General features: G+C 54.1%; 14 protein-coding genes. 9 read left to right on the top strand and 5 right to left on the bottom strand.

The genetic code is table 11. The features are described 5' to 3' along the window. Positions 1-74: 74 nt before the first annotated feature. Both pntB and pntA read right to left on the bottom strand, forming a co-directional pair. Entirely contained in the window at positions 75-1,466 is a 1,392-nt protein-coding gene (gene pntB, locus A6U95_RS20400; protein ID WP_021177867.1) for a Re/Si-specific NAD(P)(+) transhydrogenase subunit beta, read from the bottom strand. A gap of 12 nt (positions 1,467-1,478) precedes the next feature. Beyond that, on the bottom strand, positions 1,479-3,005 hold the full coding sequence (gene pntA, locus A6U95_RS20395; protein WP_024486776.1) for a Re/Si-specific NAD(P)(+) transhydrogenase subunit alpha: 1,527 nt from the start codon (positions 3,003-3,005) through the stop codon (positions 1,479-1,481). A gap of 538 nt (positions 3,006-3,543) precedes the next feature. Here pntA and ydgH point away from each other — a divergent pair. Further along, on the top strand, positions 3,544-4,494 hold the full coding sequence (ydgH, locus tag A6U95_RS20390) for a DUF1471 family protein YdgH (RefSeq protein ID WP_024486777.1): 951 nt from the start codon (positions 3,544-3,546) through the stop codon (positions 4,492-4,494). A gap of 229 nt (positions 4,495-4,723) precedes the next feature. Then, positions 4,724-6,115: an amino acid permease gene (locus A6U95_RS20385; protein WP_065685766.1), complete on the top strand. Its 1,392-nt coding sequence runs from the start codon at positions 4,724-4,726 to the stop codon at positions 6,113-6,115. A 30-nt stretch (positions 6,116-6,145) separates the two neighbouring features. Here the strand turns inward: A6U95_RS20385 and A6U95_RS20380 are convergent, their stop codons facing one another. Next, positions 6,146-6,562: a hypothetical protein gene (locus tag A6U95_RS20380; protein ID WP_065685765.1), complete on the bottom strand. Its 417-nt coding sequence runs from the start codon at positions 6,560-6,562 to the stop codon at positions 6,146-6,148. A gap of 120 nt (positions 6,563-6,682) precedes the next feature. Between A6U95_RS20380 and folM the strand changes: the two genes are divergently transcribed. The 7 genes from folM to A6U95_RS20345 all read left to right on the top strand — a co-directional run bounded on the left by folM (position 6,683) and on the right by A6U95_RS20345 (position 13,726). Continuing rightward, entirely contained in the window at positions 6,683-7,405 is a 723-nt protein-coding gene (gene folM, locus A6U95_RS20375; RefSeq protein ID WP_024486780.1) for a dihydromonapterin reductase, read from the top strand. 71 nt (positions 7,406-7,476) lie between these two features. Next, positions 7,477-8,205 carry a two-component system response regulator RstA gene (gene rstA, locus A6U95_RS20370; RefSeq protein WP_021806502.1) on the top strand — a complete coding sequence of 243 codons (729 nt, stop codon included), beginning with the start codon at positions 7,477-7,479 and terminating at the stop codon, positions 8,203-8,205. Further along, positions 8,202-9,506, top strand: a complete 1,305-nt coding sequence (gene rstB / locus A6U95_RS20365; protein ID WP_065685764.1) for a two-component system sensor histidine kinase RstB — start codon at positions 8,202-8,204, stop codon at positions 9,504-9,506. The genes rstA and rstB overlap by 4 nt, the downstream gene beginning before the upstream one ends. A 46-nt stretch (positions 9,507-9,552) precedes the next feature. Next, the gene (locus A6U95_RS20360; RefSeq protein ID WP_065685763.1) at positions 9,553-11,049 is read left to right on the top strand and encodes a carboxypeptidase M32; all 1,497 of its coding nucleotides are present in this window, start codon (positions 9,553-9,555) and stop codon (positions 11,047-11,049) included. A gap of 71 nt (positions 11,050-11,120) precedes the next feature. Beyond that, positions 11,121-11,921, top strand: a complete 801-nt coding sequence (locus A6U95_RS20355; RefSeq protein ID WP_065685762.1) for an MBL fold metallo-hydrolase — start codon at positions 11,121-11,123, stop codon at positions 11,919-11,921. 396 nt (positions 11,922-12,317) lie between these two features. After that, entirely contained in the window at positions 12,318-12,608 is a 291-nt protein-coding gene (gene asr, locus A6U95_RS20350) for an acid resistance repetitive basic protein Asr (protein WP_065685761.1), read from the top strand. Between the two features lie 296 nt (positions 12,609-12,904). Then, positions 12,905-13,726, top strand: a complete 822-nt coding sequence (locus A6U95_RS20345; protein ID WP_065685760.1) for a serine protease — start codon at positions 12,905-12,907, stop codon at positions 13,724-13,726. Here A6U95_RS20345 and A6U95_RS20340 read toward each other — a convergent pair. Together A6U95_RS20340 and A6U95_RS20335 are read right to left on the bottom strand one after the other, a co-directional pair. Then, positions 13,709-14,434 carry a nucleoside/nucleotide kinase family protein gene (locus A6U95_RS20340; RefSeq protein ID WP_065685759.1) on the bottom strand — a complete coding sequence of 242 codons (726 nt, stop codon included), beginning with the start codon at positions 14,432-14,434 and terminating at the stop codon, positions 13,709-13,711. The two genes, A6U95_RS20345 and A6U95_RS20340, sit on opposite strands and share 18 nt — an antisense overlap. Then, positions 14,412-14,939, bottom strand: coding sequence for an MltR family transcriptional regulator (locus tag A6U95_RS20335; protein WP_024530167.1), 528 nt, complete (start codon positions 14,937-14,939; stop codon positions 14,412-14,414). Before A6U95_RS20335 ends, A6U95_RS20340 begins: the two co-directional genes overlap by 23 nt. Positions 14,940-14,943 lie beyond the last annotated feature (4 nt).

Below are 14,943 nucleotides of genomic sequence, written 5' to 3'. Positions count from 1 at the left end.
TCTGAGAAAGGGTTCAATACAAAAAATGCCAGCCACTGAGAAGTGGCTGGCATTGTGTTTTTCCTACAGTGATATTACAGCGCGCGCAGGATCGCTTCCACGCTGGCCTTGGCATCGCCAAACAGCATCTGGGTGTTCTCTTTAAAGAACAGCGGGTTCTGCACACCGGCATAGCCGGTATTCATCGAGCGTTTGAACGCGATAACGTTTTGCGCTTTCCACACTTCCAGCACCGGCATGCCGGCGATAGGGCTGCGTGGATCTTCCAACGCCGCCGGGTTCACCGTGTCGTTGGCGCCAATGACCAGGACGGTATCAGTGTCCGGGAAGTCATCGTTGATCTCGTCCATTTCCAGCACCACATCGTACGGCACACGGGCTTCCGCCAGCAGCACGTTCATGTGACCCGGTAAACGGCCCGCCACCGGGTGAATACCAAAGCGCACCTTGATGCCACGCGCACGCAGCTTCTCGGTGATTTCCGCTACCGGATACTGCGCCTGCGCCACCGCCATGCCGTAGCCTGGGGTGATGATCACCGAGGTGGAGTTACGCAGCTGTTCAGCTACTTCTTCCGCCGTGGTTTCGCGGTATTCGCCCATTTCTTCTGCGTCACCGGTTGAGGAACCATCGGTACCAAAACCACCGGCAATCACGCTGATAAACGAACGGTTCATCGCCTTACACATGATGTACGACAGGATCGCACCGGAAGAACCGACCAGCGCACCGGTCACGATCAGCAGGTCGTTGCTCAGCATAAAGCCTGCCGCCGCCGCTGCCCAACCGGAGTAGGAGTTCAGCATCGAAACCACCACCGGCATGTCTGCCCCACCGATTGACGCAACCAGATGCCAGCCGAAGCCAAGAGCAATCACGGTCATGATCAACAGTGCGAACACTTCCCAACCAACACTGTTGGTACGTACGAACAGCACCATCAGCAGGAAGGAAACCACCAGAGCAGCCAGGTTCAGCTTGTGACGGTTAGGCAACATCAGCGGCTTGGAAGAGATGATGCCGCGCAGTTTGCCAAAGGCCACGATAGAGCCGGTAAAGGTCACCGCACCGATAAAGATGCCGAGGAACACTTCGGTAAGATGGATATTTTCCATCACCGGCTCCATGGCGACCGTACCGTGATCCAGGTAGCTGTTGAAGCCGACCAGCACCGCAGCCAGACCCACGAAGCTGTGCAGCACCGCCACCAGTTCCGGCATTTCGGTCATTTCGACCTTCTTGGCCAGATACACGCCGATGGAACCACCGATGATCATCGCGATAATGATCCAGCCCACGTTACCGGAATCCGGCCCGAGGATGGTGGCGATCAGCGCGATCGCCATCCCAGCCACGCCGAACAGGTTGCCCTGCTTGGACGTTTCATGGCGCGAAAGACCGGCCAGGCTGAAAATAAACAGAATAGCGGCAACAATGTATGCAGCTGTAACTAATCCACCAGACATTTTTGCTACCCCTTAGTTTTTGCGGAACATCTTCAGCATGCGCTGAGTGACGGTGAATCCACCAAAAATGTTGATGCTGGCGATCAGTACCGCGACAAAGGAGAGGAAACTCACCCAGCCGCCATGACCAATCTGCAACAACGCACCGACCACGATAATCCCTGAGATCGCGTTAGTGACCGACATCAACGGGGTATGCAATGCATGGCTGACGTTCCAGACCACGTAGTAACCCACCACGCAGGCCAGCGCAAACACGGTAAAGTGAGACAGGAACTCTTTAGGTGCCGAATTGGCAAACCAGCCGAACAGGATGATCGCCAGCGCGATCAGTCCGTATTTCACCATCGGTGAGGTTGGTTTCTTTTCAACTTTCTCGATTGGTGCAGCGGCAGCCTGCTTCGGCTGGGCGGATACCTGGATCGGCGGTGCTGGCCAGGTAACTTCGCCATCGCGAACCACGGTGACACCACGGATCACGGTGTCTTCGAAATCGATATCGATTTCGCCGTTTTTCTCTTTCGACAACAGCTTCAGCAGGTTCACCAGGTTGGTGCCGTAAAGCTGTGAGGACTGCGTCGGCAAACGGCTTGGCAGATCGGTATAGCCGATAATCTTCACGCCGTTTTCGGTGATGGTCACCTGGTCGGCCACGGTCAGCTCACAGTTGCCACCGGTTTGCGCAGCCAGATCGACAATCACGCTGCCCGGCTTCATGGAAGCCACCATCTCTTTGGTAATAAGCTTTGGTGCCGGGCGGCCAGGGATCAGCGCCGTGGTCACGATAATGTCCACTTCCTCTGCCTGGGCGGCAAACAGCGCCATTTCCGCTTTGATAAAGGCTTCAGACATTACTTTGGCATAGCCATCGCCGCTGCCTGCTTCTTCCTCAAAGTCCAGCTCGAGGAATTCTGCGCCCATACTCTGCACTTGCTCTTTCACTTCCGGGCGCGTGTCGAAGGCGCGAACGATCGCCCCCAGGCTACCAGCCGCACCGATAGCGGCCAAGCCAGCAACCCCAGCCCCAATGATCATCACTTTGGCCGGGGGAACTTTACCAGCGGCGGTGATCTGGCCGGTGAAGAAACGCCCGAACTCGTGCGCCGCCTCAACGATAGCGCGATAACCGGCGATATTGGCCATTGAGCTCAGCGCATCCAGGGACTGCGCACGTGAAATACGTGGCACGGAATCCATGGCCATAGCGGTCACGTTGCGGGCCGCCAGCTTCGCCATCAATTCTGGATTTTGTGCAGGCCAGATAAAGCTGACTAACGTACTGCCTTCACGCATTAACGCAATTTCTTCCTCAAGAGGTGCGTTAACCTTCAGGATCAGATCCGATTGCCACACATCGGCTGTATCGGTAATTGTCGCCCCTGCGGCTTGATAAGCTGCATCTTCAAAGCTTGCCAGTTTTCCCGCCGCGCTTTCGATCGCGACGGTAAAGCCCAGTTTCAGCAGCTGTTCTACCGTTTTCGGCGTTGCTGCAACTCGGGCTTCATTGGCCAACCGTTCTCTTGGTACACCAATACGCATAATGTTCCCTTCTCACCTGTTCTGATGATGTTTATTATCGTCTTACCCATAGCGATAGCACCGGCTGGCAAGTTTTTTATCAGCCTTGCCTGTCTGCAAATTAAGGTGCCACCTATAACCTACTGAAAATGTGATCGATGATCCATAATTGCTTACGTTTACCCGTCAGTTTTTACATAAAAATGCAGCTAAGGCTATGACAAATCTCAAATCTGGATGCAAAAACTGTCTGGAAGGCCCTTTTCAACGCACTATTGTGCAGAACCTGGCCTAGGCCATTTCCTGTCAGCCGGGGACAGCGAGCATAAAAGTTATAAAATTGTGAATAATTAACATTAATGAGATTAAACGCTTTATTATTGAAACTTATAACCTGTTGGCCCAACGTGGTTCACCTAGTGCGGCTCAGCTTTGTCGCATCGCATCACATAAAATGCTGAGACACCTGCCAAGGTTACATGGCATAATCTGCGGCTGAATTACACCTAAACTGTTCAGCACGTTATAAACGTTACTGCGCTTGGCGAAAGGATTTTTTATGAAGCTGAAGACCACGATCATCGCATCAGCCTTGTTATCACTTACTGCGCTGTCTGTGCATGCCGCGCAAGAGTTAACTCCTGAGAAAGCAGCGGCCATCAAGCCGTTTGATCGCATCACCATTACCGGCCGTTTTATTGCCATCAACGAAGCTGCCGATGCCGTATCCCGCCGTGCAGATAAAATGGGGGCCGATGCCTTCTATATCCAGGACATCAACAACAGTAACAATGGCGGCAACTGGCGCGTCACCGCAGACGTCTATCATAAAGATGCCCCAGAAGTCAGCAAAGAGACCAAGTACCGCGTGATTAACGGTGTGAAAGAGCTGCCGAAGGACGAAGCCTTCCTGCTTGAACCTTACGATACCGTGACCGTCAGCGGCTTCTACCGCAGCCAGCCAGACATCAACGATGCCATCTCCAAAGCCGCACAGAAGAAAGGCGCTGCCTCGTTCTTTATCGTGCGTCAGGTGGATGCCAACCAGGGCGGCAACCAGTTCATTACCGCTTATATCTATAAAGCCGATGCGCCGAAACGTATGGTGCAGAGCCCGGATGCCGTACCTGCCGATTCTGAAGCCGGTAAAGCCATGCTGGCTGCCGGTGGTGCAGAAGCCGCCAAGGTCGAGATCCCAGGCGTTGCCTCTTCCGGCTCACCAGCCCGCGACGTTGGCCGCTTCTTCGAGACTCAGACGTCTACCGGCCAGCGTTACACTGTAACTCTGCCGAACGGGACCAAGATCCAGGAAGTGAATAACGTCACTGCAGCGCAGATGGTGCCGTTTGATTCCGTGACCTTTACCGGCCACTTCAACAGCATGACAGACGTCTCTACCGAAGTGGCCAAGCGTGCCGCTGAGAAAGGCGCCAAGTACTACCATGTGACGCGCCAGTGGCAGAACAAGAGCGGCGGCAACCTGACCGTCAGCGCCGATCTGTTCAAATAATCACTGTTGTCTCCTTGCTCGAAGGGCTGCCACCGTGCAGCCTTTTTTTATGCCGCTGCTGAATAAGTTTTTATCCATCGCGCATAACCAATCATTGCATCCGCAAGCATCTCCCCTTAGAATTTGCGCCAATTTTTAGCTCCATTGCCTGCCCTTGCGGTAATTGCCATGACGTTATGGCTGGCCTGCACGGAACGCATAGTTGTTTATTCTGTCTCGGGATCCATCATTGGAAAGAAAACTTGGTCTTACCGCGTTAACCGCCTTGGTGCTCAGCTCAATGCTGGGTGCAGGCGTCTTTAGCCTGCCACAGAATATGGCCGAAGTTGCCAGCCCGGCGGCCTTGCTGATTGGTTGGGCCATCACCGGCGTCGGTATTCTGTTCCTGGCCTTTGCCATGTTGCTGCTGACACGCCTGCGCCCCGATCTGGACGGTGGCATCTTCACCTACGCCAAAGAAGGCTTTGGCGAACTGGTAGGCTTCTGCTCTGCGTGGGGTTACTGGCTGTGTGCAGTGATCGCCAACGTCTCTTATCTGGTGATCGTGTTTGCCGCACTGAGCCTGTTTACTGACCGAAGCGGCACGGTGATCCTGGGTGATGGCAATACCTGGCAGGCGCTGATCGCCGAATCCTTGTTGCTGTGGATCGTCCATGCCTTGGTATTGCGTGGCGTGCAAACGGCGGCCAGCATCAATCTGGTGGCCACCCTAGCCAAGTTGCTGCCCCTCGGCCTCTTTGCCGTGCTGGCCGCTATCGCGTTCCGCATGGAGACCTTTACCCTGGATTTCCACGGCGTTGCCCTTGGTACACCAGTTTGGCAACAGGTTAAAGACACCATGCTGATCACCCTGTGGGTGTTTATCGGTGTTGAAGGTGCTGTGGTGGTTTCCGCCCGTGCCCGGCAGAAAAAGGACGTTGGCCGCGCCACCATGCTGGCCGTGATTTCCGCTTTGGCGGTGTATCTGGTGATCACCCTGCTGTCGCTCGGCGTGGTGCCACGCAGTGAGCTGGCGGAAATGCGTAACCCGTCAATGGCGGTGCTGATGGTTGATCTGATCGGCCCCTGGGGTGATGTGATCATCGCCACTGGCCTGATCGTTTCGGTTTGCGGGGCTTACCTCAGTTGGACCATCATGGCGGCCGAAGTGCCTCTGCTGGCCGCTCAACACGGTGCTTTCCCCAAGATTTTCCGCAAGCAAAACCGCAACCACGCCCCGTCCGCCTCTTTGTGGTTGACCAATGGTGCGGTGCAAATTGCGCTGGTGATTATCTGGCTGACCGGTAGCAACTACAACTCGCTGCTGACCATCGCTTCCGAGATGATCCTGGTGCCGTATTTCCTGGTAGGAGCCTTCCTGTTCAAGGTGGCGCGTCAGCGGCAGGACAAGCGTCTGATTTTCGCCGCCAGCGGTGCCTGCCTGTATGGGCTGTGGCTACTCTATGCTTCAGGTCTGATGCACCTGTTGATGTCGGTACTGCTGTATGCACCTGGCTTGCTGGTGTTTATGTATGCCCGCAGTGGACATCAGGATGTTAAATTGCTCAACCGGCTAGAGAAAAGCACCGTTATGCTGCTGTTGGCCGCAACCCTCCCGGCCGGATGGTTTATGTTACATTGATCGACCCAATTAACCGGGTGATTCACCCGGTTAATTGCCACCCACCGGTTGGGCGTTAATGGTGATCCGCTCGCCCACCTGCGTCACTACCACCGATTCGCCGCACTCTTTCTCAATGGCGACCAACTGCTCCGCCGCCAGCGGATACGGCAGTTGAATATCAAACACCACCAACTGCTGCTGCCGGGCCAGATCGATCAGGCGAACAATGTTGACCTCATCGCTGACCTGCGTCGAAACCACCTGTAACGCCAACTCTTTCAATTGTTCCTGACGTGAGCGTGAGTCTGCCACGCGCGATTTCACTACCATGCCAAAGATGGGCATCACACCATAGATTGCATCGATAAAACGCCACTGCTTCTTACAGGAGGCAGATAAAAAATGGGTGTAGTCAAAACAGACTCTCTCACTGCGCGCGACGAATGCAAGATGATCGTTGTTCATCTTCGTTACCCTTCTGGTGGCCAGTGCTGAAATGTCATCGATGGCAAGCGTTATCCGCTTTCTGACGTATAATGGCATAATTACCTTAATGTTTGCCAGTTTGCTCAGGAGCTTTACTCGATGGTCTCTCACAACTCGGCCCCTGTGCTGATCACCGGCGGTGCCCGCAGAATTGGGCTGGCTCTGGCCAAGTCGTTCTTACAGCGGGGCGTTCCGGTCATTATCGCCTATCGCAGTGAATACCCGGCATTAGCCGAACTCCAAGACCTTGGCGCGATCTGCCTGCAGGGCGACTTCTCTGCACACGAAGGGATCTATCGTTTTGCCGATCAGGTAAAACAGGTTGCTCCAAAGCTGCGCGCCGTGATCCATAACGCTAGTGCCTGGTTGGCAGAATCCGCCGAGACTCCGCCGGAACAGGTGATGGCTTCAATGCTCCAGATCCACGTTTACACTCCCTACCTGTTAAACCAACTGCTGGAGCCCTGCCTGCTTGGCCAAGGGCAAGCGGGTGCCGATATCATCCACCTGACAGATTATGTGGTGGAGAAAGGCAGCGACAAGCACATTGCCTATGCAGCCAGCAAGGCCGCGCTGGATAATATGACCCGTTCCTTTGCCCGTAAACTGGCCCCAGACGTCAAAGTCAATGCCATTGCCCCGGCACTAATTATGTTCAACACCGGTGACGATGAAGCCTATCGCCAGCAGGCGCTGACCAAATCCCTGATGCAGATCGCCCCAGGGGAAAGTGAAGTGGTCAATCTGGTGGATTATCTGATGGGCAGCCGCTACGTCACCGGGCGCACTCACGGCGTGGATGGCGGGCGACCGCTGCGCTGAATAATGGGCATGGCGCAACACCGATCAGCGCGCTATGCTGGATGCCGTTTTTCCTATAAAACCACCCTATTATGACTAAAATTGTTTTTGTAGAAGACGATCCTGAAGTTGGCAAGCTGATTGCCGCCTATCTGGGCAAACATGACATTGACGTCATCATCGAACCCCGTGGCGATACGGCACAGGCCTGTATTGAGCGGGAACAGCCAGACTTGGTGCTGTTGGATATCATGCTACCCGGCAAGGATGGGATGACACTATGCCGCGATCTGCGCCCGGTTTATCCCGGCCCGATCGTGTTGCTCACCTCCCTGGACAGCGATATGAATCACATCCTGTCATTGGAAATGGGTGCGCATGACTACATCCTGAAAACCACACCGCCTGCGGTGCTGCTGGCTCGCCTGCGTTTACACCTGCGCCAACACGGTGGCAACCAGCCAAAAGAAGAGCAAACACAGAACATCACCCAGCATAATGCCGTGCATTTTGGTTTGCTGTGCATCGATCCGGTCAACCGCCAAGTGACGCTGGGGGAAGAGATCGTCACCCTTTCCACCTCAGATTTCGATCTGCTGTGGGAGCTGGCGACCCATGCCGGGCAAATCATGGCCCGTGAAGCGTTGCTGCAAAACCTGCGCGGCGTCAGCTACGACGGTATGGATCGCAGCATTGATGTGGCCATCTCACGCCTGCGCCGCAAGCTGTATGACAATGCCCTGGAGCCGTTTCGCATCAAGACCGTGCGTAACAAAGGCTATCTGTTTGCCCCCAACGCCTGGGCATCGGTGCAACAATGAGAAAACTGTTCGTGCAGTTCTTTTTACTGCTGTTCGTCTGCTTTCTGGTGATGGCGATGCTGGTTGGTCTGGTTTACAAGGTCACCGCCGAACGTGCCGGGCGCCAATCGATGGACGACCTGATGAAGAGTTCGCTGTATCTGATGCGCAGCGAGCTGCGGGAGATCCCGCTAAAGGACTGGAACAAAACCATCGCCACCCTGGATTTAAACCTGTCGTTCAAACTGCATATCGAGCCTCTCGGTAAGCAGAACCTGAATGAAGACCTCACCAAGCGGCTGCACCTGGGGGAGATTATCGCGCTGGACGATCGCTACACCTTTATGCAGCGCATTCCCCGTAGCCACTACGTGCTGGTCGTTGGCCCTATCCCTTATCTGTTTTATCTGCACCAGATGCGTATCCTGGATTTGGTGCTGCTGATTTTTATCGGCTTATCGCTGGCCCTGCCGGTATTCCTGTGGATGCGCCCGCATTGGCAAGACTTGCTGAAACTGGAAAATGCCGCCCAACGTCTGGGGGCCGGGCATCTCGATGAACGTACACACTTTGTGCCCACCTCGAGTCTTTACCGGCTTGGCGTTGCTTTTAATCAGATGGCCGATAACGTCAACACGCTGATCGTCAGTAAAAAGCAGCTGATTGACGGTATTGCCCATGAGCTACGGACTCCGCTGGTACGCCTGCGCTACCGGTTGGCTATGAGCGATAACCTGACCGACGGCGAGCAGCAGGCGCTGAATCGGGATATCGGCCAGCTAGAATCCCTGATCGACGAGCTATTGACCTATGCGCGTCTGGATCGGCCTCAGGTAGCCTTGAATATTGAGCCTATCGATTTGCCCGGCTGGCTACAGGATAAGGTGGCCGATATCCAGTTGATCCATCCAGAGCGCGACATTGAGCTGAACATCCCGCATGTCGGTGACTTTGGCGGCGTCGATCTGCGGCTGATGGAGCGCGTGTTAGACAACCTGGTCAACAATGGCCTGCGCTATAGCGAACGGCGTTTACGCGTTGGCCTGTGGTTTGACGGTGACGCCGCGTGCCTGCAGGTGGAAGACGATGGCCCAGGTATTCCGCCAGAAGAGCGCGAACGGGTATTCGAACCCTTCGTCCGCCTCGATCCCAGCCGCGATCGCGCTACCGGTGGCTGCGGGCTTGGGTTGGCGATCGTGCATTCCATCGCCGTGGCCTATCAGGGCCAGGTCTTTGTGGAGGCAAGCTCTTTGGGCGGCGCCAGTTTCCGCTTCTGCTGGCCGATTAAACCCCCTTTAGATACCAAAACAGAACCGGCATAACGATCCGGCCCCGTTGGCTCAACGGACCCACTATGGAGTTGAATAAATGACATCTGCATCATCCTCTACGGCCTACGGCCAACTTCGCGCCCTATTCACCCGCCTTTCGCGTTTTGACCACCTTTCAGCCATCAGTGGCTGGGACATGCAAACCATGATGCCGCCGGGTGGCAATAAGGCGCGTTCCGAAGCCCTGGCGGAATTGAGCGTGTTGAAGCATCAAATCTTGACGGCACAGAAAACGGGTGAACTGCTCGACCGTGCGCAACAAGAAGCGCTGGATGAGTTTGACCGTGCCAACCTGCTCGAAATGCGCCGACAGTATGATAATGCCGTGCTGGTGCCAGAAGCGCTGGTCGAAGCCAAATCCCTTGCAGGTGCGCGCTGCGAACATGCCTGGCGAGCACAACGCCCGGCCAACGACTGGGAAGGCTTTAGTGATAACCTACGCCAGGTGGTCAAACTGAGCCGTGAAGAAGCGCAGATCCGCGCACAGGCGGCGGGTGTCAGCCGTTATGATGCGTTGCTCAATCTGTATGAACCTGGCATGCGCAGCAGCGATCTGGACCGTATTTTTGGCGATCTGAAAACCTGGTTGCCCGACCTATTGCAAAAGGTGGTCGCCAAACAGCAGCAAGAGCCTTGCCTGATCCCGCAAGGTCCGTTCGATGTCGACACCCAGCGTAAGCTGAGCCTGAGCGTGATGAAGCTGCTCGGCTTTGACTTTGATGGTGGCCGGGTTGACGTTAGTGCTCATCCGTTCTGCGGCGGCGTGCCGGAAGATGTGCGTATCACTACACGCTACAACGAGAAAGAGTTCCTTACCGCGCTGCTTGGCATCGTGCATGAAACCGGCCACGCCCGTTACGAACAAAACCTGCCGCGTGAGTGGCTGGGTCAGCCCGTGGCGCAAGCTCGGTCGACGGCGATCCACGAATCACAAAGCCTGTTCTTTGAAATGCAGCTGGCTCGCGGGAGTGACTTCCTGAAAGTCCTGCGGCCGCTGATCGTCAATCAGTTTGGTGAACAACCGGCCCTGGAAGAAAGCAACTTTATTCGCCTTAATCAACGGGTAAAGCCTGGCCTGATCCGCGTAGATGCCGACGAGGTCAGCTACCCTGCCCATGTGATATTACGCTATGAAATCGAGCGTGCGTTGATTGAGGGCGAGATCGAGGTAGAAGATATTCCAGCGCTGTGGAATGAGAAGATGCACAGCTACCTTGGCCTGGATACCGTGGGCGATTATCGCAACGGCTGTATGCAAGACATCCACTGGACGGACGGTGCCTTTGGTTACTTCCCAACTTACACCTTGGGTGCCATGTATGCGGCCCAACTGTTCGACAGTGCTCGCAGCGCAATGCCCAAGCTGAGCGAAGATATTGCTGCCGGTAATTTAACCGCGCTATTCCATTGGTTACAGCAAAACATCTGGCGTCACGCCAGCCGTTACCCTACCGATACGTTGATCACCAACGCCACGGGTAAGACGTTAGACCCAAGCTATTTCCGCCGGCATCTGGAAAGCCGTTACCTGTAATCTCCGCCCCCTCCGTACGTTAAGGTGTTACTGGTATAGCTTAACGTACGGATTTGCCAAACAGAGTCCACATGACCCTAACCATCAATGTGTTACTTGAAAACCGTCGGGCTGCCGGGGCGGATAAAGCGTTAATCGCCAAAGCCGGGTTGAGCCTGCTAGTTCAGGATGAATCAGACAGCGTGCTTTTTGATACCGGGCCGGACGGCAGTTTTTTACAGAATGCTGCCCAAATGGGGATTAACCTCGACAACCTGACCGCTACCGTGCTCTCGCATGGCCATTACGATCACAGCGGTGGCGTCCCCTGGTTGCCCGATAACAGCAGAATAGTTTGCCACCCCGGCGTGCAAGACGTGCGCTATGCCGCCGTTAATCTTCTGGGCCGCGTTAAAAAAATCAAACGTTTATCGCCGGAAGTGGATTACTCGCGCCACGCCATGGAGTTGACACGAACCCCGGTGCAAATCAGTGAGCGGTTCCTCTGGTCCGGTGAAATCGAGGTGCCTGCCCCCAAAGCCTACGGCATTATTGAAAATGCCCAACAATCCCCTGATTACGTCGCCGATGAAGGAGTGCTGATTTATAAATCCGATCGAGGTCTGATTATCATCACTGGCTGCGGCCACCGGGGAATAATCAATATTGTGCGGCACTGCCAGAAGATCACCGGTATCGATAAGATCCACGCGCTGATTGGCGGCTTTCACCTGAGATATGCCTCTCCGCTACGCTTATTGCAGGTACAGCGTTTTCTCAAACAAATCAAACCCGAGAAAGTAATGGGCTGCCATTGCACCGGTCCTTGGGGGCAATTGTGGTTGCCTAAAACGATTAGCCCGGCGACGGGGGATAGGATTACGTTAGCGTGAATCTTCCGGGGCATTGCGCACCGGCATGCCTGCCGTAATAGTATCCTGCCCTATTTCTACCTACTAAGCCTGCGGATGTTCCATAGTGTACGTTCTCTCCTACAGCACTGGTGCCACAGGAGAGAAGTTTGCACAACCATCAATGTATGTTGTAACTAATTTAGTTTATTTTGATACACGCACTGCGTGGCGGTGTTCAGCATCATCCGTGACAGCAGCACAAATATGCTAGCTATCACGGCCTGCAAAGCTGCAACGCTCCCTCCCCCAGGTACTCGTACATTAGGTTACACGCCGAAACCAATCACTCACGGAAAGTAATCCTCGGTTTGCATAAGATTGTTTCAACGGCCCCGCAGTGGGGTTACAAACCAACAGACATTTGAGGATCTACCGATGAAAAAAGTATTAGCTCTGGTTGTTGCCGCTGCAATGGGCTTGTCATCTATCGCGTTCGCCGCTGAAGCTGCCGCTCCTGCTGCTGCACCAGCCGCCACTACTCAGACAGCACCGGCTAAAACTACTCACGTGAAAAAACATCACGCGAAGAAAACCACCGAGCAAAAAGCTCAGGCGGCCAAAAAGCACCATAAAGCCAGCGGCAAAAAAGCCCCGGCCCAGAAAGCTCAAGCAGCTAAAAAGCATCACAAAAATTCCAGCAAGAAAGCAGCAACTCCGGCTGCCTGATAGTCAACCGGCGTGAGGCACCCCTCACCTGTTCTGGTCAGAGTTGTTCAACACCCGGTTCGCCGGGTGTTTTTTCATCGGGGGTTGTCTATGCTGCGTCGCTATCGGTTCGAAATCATCCTTGGCACCCTGATCGTTTGCGGGCTCATCGCCAGCTTTTTTTATCTGTAAGCTCCGATTTTTCTCAGGAAATTATCGGAAAATCAATCACCGACCATCTACACCGCGGCTAAATCAGTCTATAGTTAGCATTCAGTGTGTCTATGGATGATCCGAATTTGTCAGGCAAGAAACCTATGCGCATCTCTGTTTTACTGTTGTTGTGCTCATTTCCTTTGGCTTTATCCCATTCTGCGCATGCTGATAGCCCTTCCGAGGCGTCTGCGGCCGATCAAACCCGTCTGTTTTTTGGCAAAGATGACCGAATTAAAGTCACCGAAACCAGCGGTTGGCCGTGGCAGGCCATTGGTCAGGTAGAAACCGCCAGTGGCAACCTGTGTACCGCTACGCTGATCTCCCCTCATCTGGCGCTCACCGCAGGCCACTGCGTATTGGCCCCTCCCGGCAATCTTGATAAGGCCGTGGCGCTGCGCTTTATTTCCGGCAGCAAAGGCTGGCAATACCAGACAGAAAATATCGAAACGCTGGTCGATAAGTCATTAGGTAAAAAGCTGAAGGCGGATGGCGACGGCTGGATCGTGCCACCGGCGGCGGCAGCGTATGATTTTGCGTTGATCAGGTTAAAAGATAACAAGCCGCTGGCGATTAAACCGTTGCCATTATGGCAAGGTGACGGAAAAGCGTTAACGCAAACCTTAAAGCTGGCAAAGCGCCTGGTCACCCAGGCCGGTTATCCAGAAGATCATCTGGACGATCTGTACAGCCATCAAAATTGTAAAGTCACCGGTTGGGCGCAACAGGGCGTGCTATCACACCAGTGTGATACCTTACCCGGTGACAGCGGTTCCCCATTGATATTGAAGACCGCAGAAGGCTGGCGACTTATCGCTATCCAGAGTTCTGCACCCGCCGCACAAGACCGCTACCGTGCCGATAACCGCGCGCTGTCAGTTACCGGCATTCGCGATGCATTGGATCTGTTAGCCGCCGGTAAGTAACTCTTCCGAACAGCGCAGGCCACCGTTATCCCACAGGAGGGTAATAGTGGCAGGCAAACTGTGCTGCAATACCCTATCAACGTTTGGCCCATCGGTTTGCTGATAAAAGGTGCTGGCCTGCTCCAGTGTTGAACCACCACGCATTTTACGCTCGATCAGCCGTGCCCGTAGTTGCTGTGCTGGTGCCTGAATAAATAACGTTAAGTCGCTGTGGCGTGCCAGATCGCGCCAACCTGGTTCATCAAGCAATAACCAGTTACCTTCTACGATCGTTACCGACGCAGTCACCTCAATAGCGTTGGGCACCGGATCGTGCAACACGCGATCGTAGTTAGGCCAGAATGGACGTGGTTGATCGAGTGAAGCCAACGCCAACTCAAGCTGCTGACGATCAAAGGTTTCTGGCATTCCCTTCTTGCTGCGCAACCCTTGCGCATCAAGCCAGGAGTTAGGACGGTGAAAGCCGTCCATCGGCAGAGTTTGCAATGCCGGTAATTCATCACACTGTGCCGATAAATGCTGCCAGAAGGCCGTCAGCGTCGATTTACCACTGCCGGGAGGTGCCGCCAGAAATACCACCAGGCGCGCCCCCTTTTGCTGCTGCTTTTGGGCCAACAGGCGCAGTAAAGGTAAATGTACCTGCTCGACCTCCTCATCGGCAAAAAAGGCATCGATCGTCAGCCCATTAACAGTTAGCGCTATTTTCATTGGTCAGTTCCTTTAACAGCGAAGTCACCGCCAGCGTTAATCCGGTTTTAATCATGTTGCCGTAGCGCTCGGTATTAAAAACCTCAAAGCTGGAAAACTTCATCTTTCTTATCGCACTGAAAAGCTGTTCGTTTTCCGTAATGGCATTAAGGTTGGCAATAAAATCAAAGGTCATTTCATCATGAAAGCTCAGCGAGCTATTTTCTGCCTGCACATGCTGGCTAAATTGTGAAAGACAGATGATATCGGCATAAACGGTTTTTTTGATTTTCCCCAGCGCGTACAATAAGCGCAGGGAGACATCCATATTGTCCAAAGGGCCAGATTTTGCCAGCAATGGCTTTACTGCATATTCGAGTATATCGGGATCGTTATTGACAAACACCTGTGGCAAATAGGTTTTGACAGCAGAAAATAAAATCTCATTTGCCTTCTGTAACCAATTGAGCAACTGTTCCTGCTCGTCCAGTTGTTCAATTATTTCATCTTCTGTCAGCGTTTTCATTCGT

Source organism: Serratia sp. 14-2641 (genome assembly GCF_001692375.1).
Lineage (GTDB): Bacteria > Pseudomonadota > Gammaproteobacteria > Enterobacterales > Enterobacteriaceae > Chania > Chania fonticola_C.
This window is presented reverse-complemented; position numbering and strand designations above follow the sequence as displayed.

Coding starts and splice junctions, on each gene's coding strand:
- pntB (WP_021177867.1), bottom strand. CDS start 1,466: ATGTCTGGTGGATTAGTTACAGCTGCATACATTGTTGCCGCTATTCTG.
- A6U95_RS20355 (WP_065685762.1), top strand. CDS start 11,121: ATGACCCTAACCATCAATGTGTTACTTGAAAACCGTCGGGCTGCCGGG.
- asr (WP_065685761.1), top strand. CDS start 12,318: ATGAAAAAAGTATTAGCTCTGGTTGTTGCCGCTGCAATGGGCTTGTCA.
- A6U95_RS20340 (WP_065685759.1), bottom strand. CDS start 14,434: ATGAAAATAGCGCTAACTGTTAATGGGCTGACGATCGATGCCTTTTTT.
- A6U95_RS20360 (WP_065685763.1), top strand. CDS start 9,553: ATGACATCTGCATCATCCTCTACGGCCTACGGCCAACTTCGCGCCCTA.
- rstA (WP_021806502.1), top strand. CDS start 7,477: ATGACTAAAATTGTTTTTGTAGAAGACGATCCTGAAGTTGGCAAGCTG.
- rstB (WP_065685764.1), top strand. CDS start 8,202: ATGAGAAAACTGTTCGTGCAGTTCTTTTTACTGCTGTTCGTCTGCTTT.
- ydgH (WP_024486777.1), top strand. CDS start 3,544: ATGAAGCTGAAGACCACGATCATCGCATCAGCCTTGTTATCACTTACT.
- A6U95_RS20380 (WP_065685765.1), bottom strand. CDS start 6,562: ATGAACAACGATCATCTTGCATTCGTCGCGCGCAGTGAGAGAGTCTGT.
- pntA (WP_024486776.1), bottom strand. CDS start 3,005: ATGCGTATTGGTGTACCAAGAGAACGGTTGGCCAATGAAGCCCGAGTT.
- A6U95_RS20345 (WP_065685760.1), top strand. CDS start 12,905: ATGCGCATCTCTGTTTTACTGTTGTTGTGCTCATTTCCTTTGGCTTTA.
- folM (WP_024486780.1), top strand. CDS start 6,683: ATGGTCTCTCACAACTCGGCCCCTGTGCTGATCACCGGCGGTGCCCGC.
- A6U95_RS20335 (WP_024530167.1), bottom strand. CDS start 14,939: ATGAAAACGCTGACAGAAGATGAAATAATTGAACAACTGGACGAGCAG.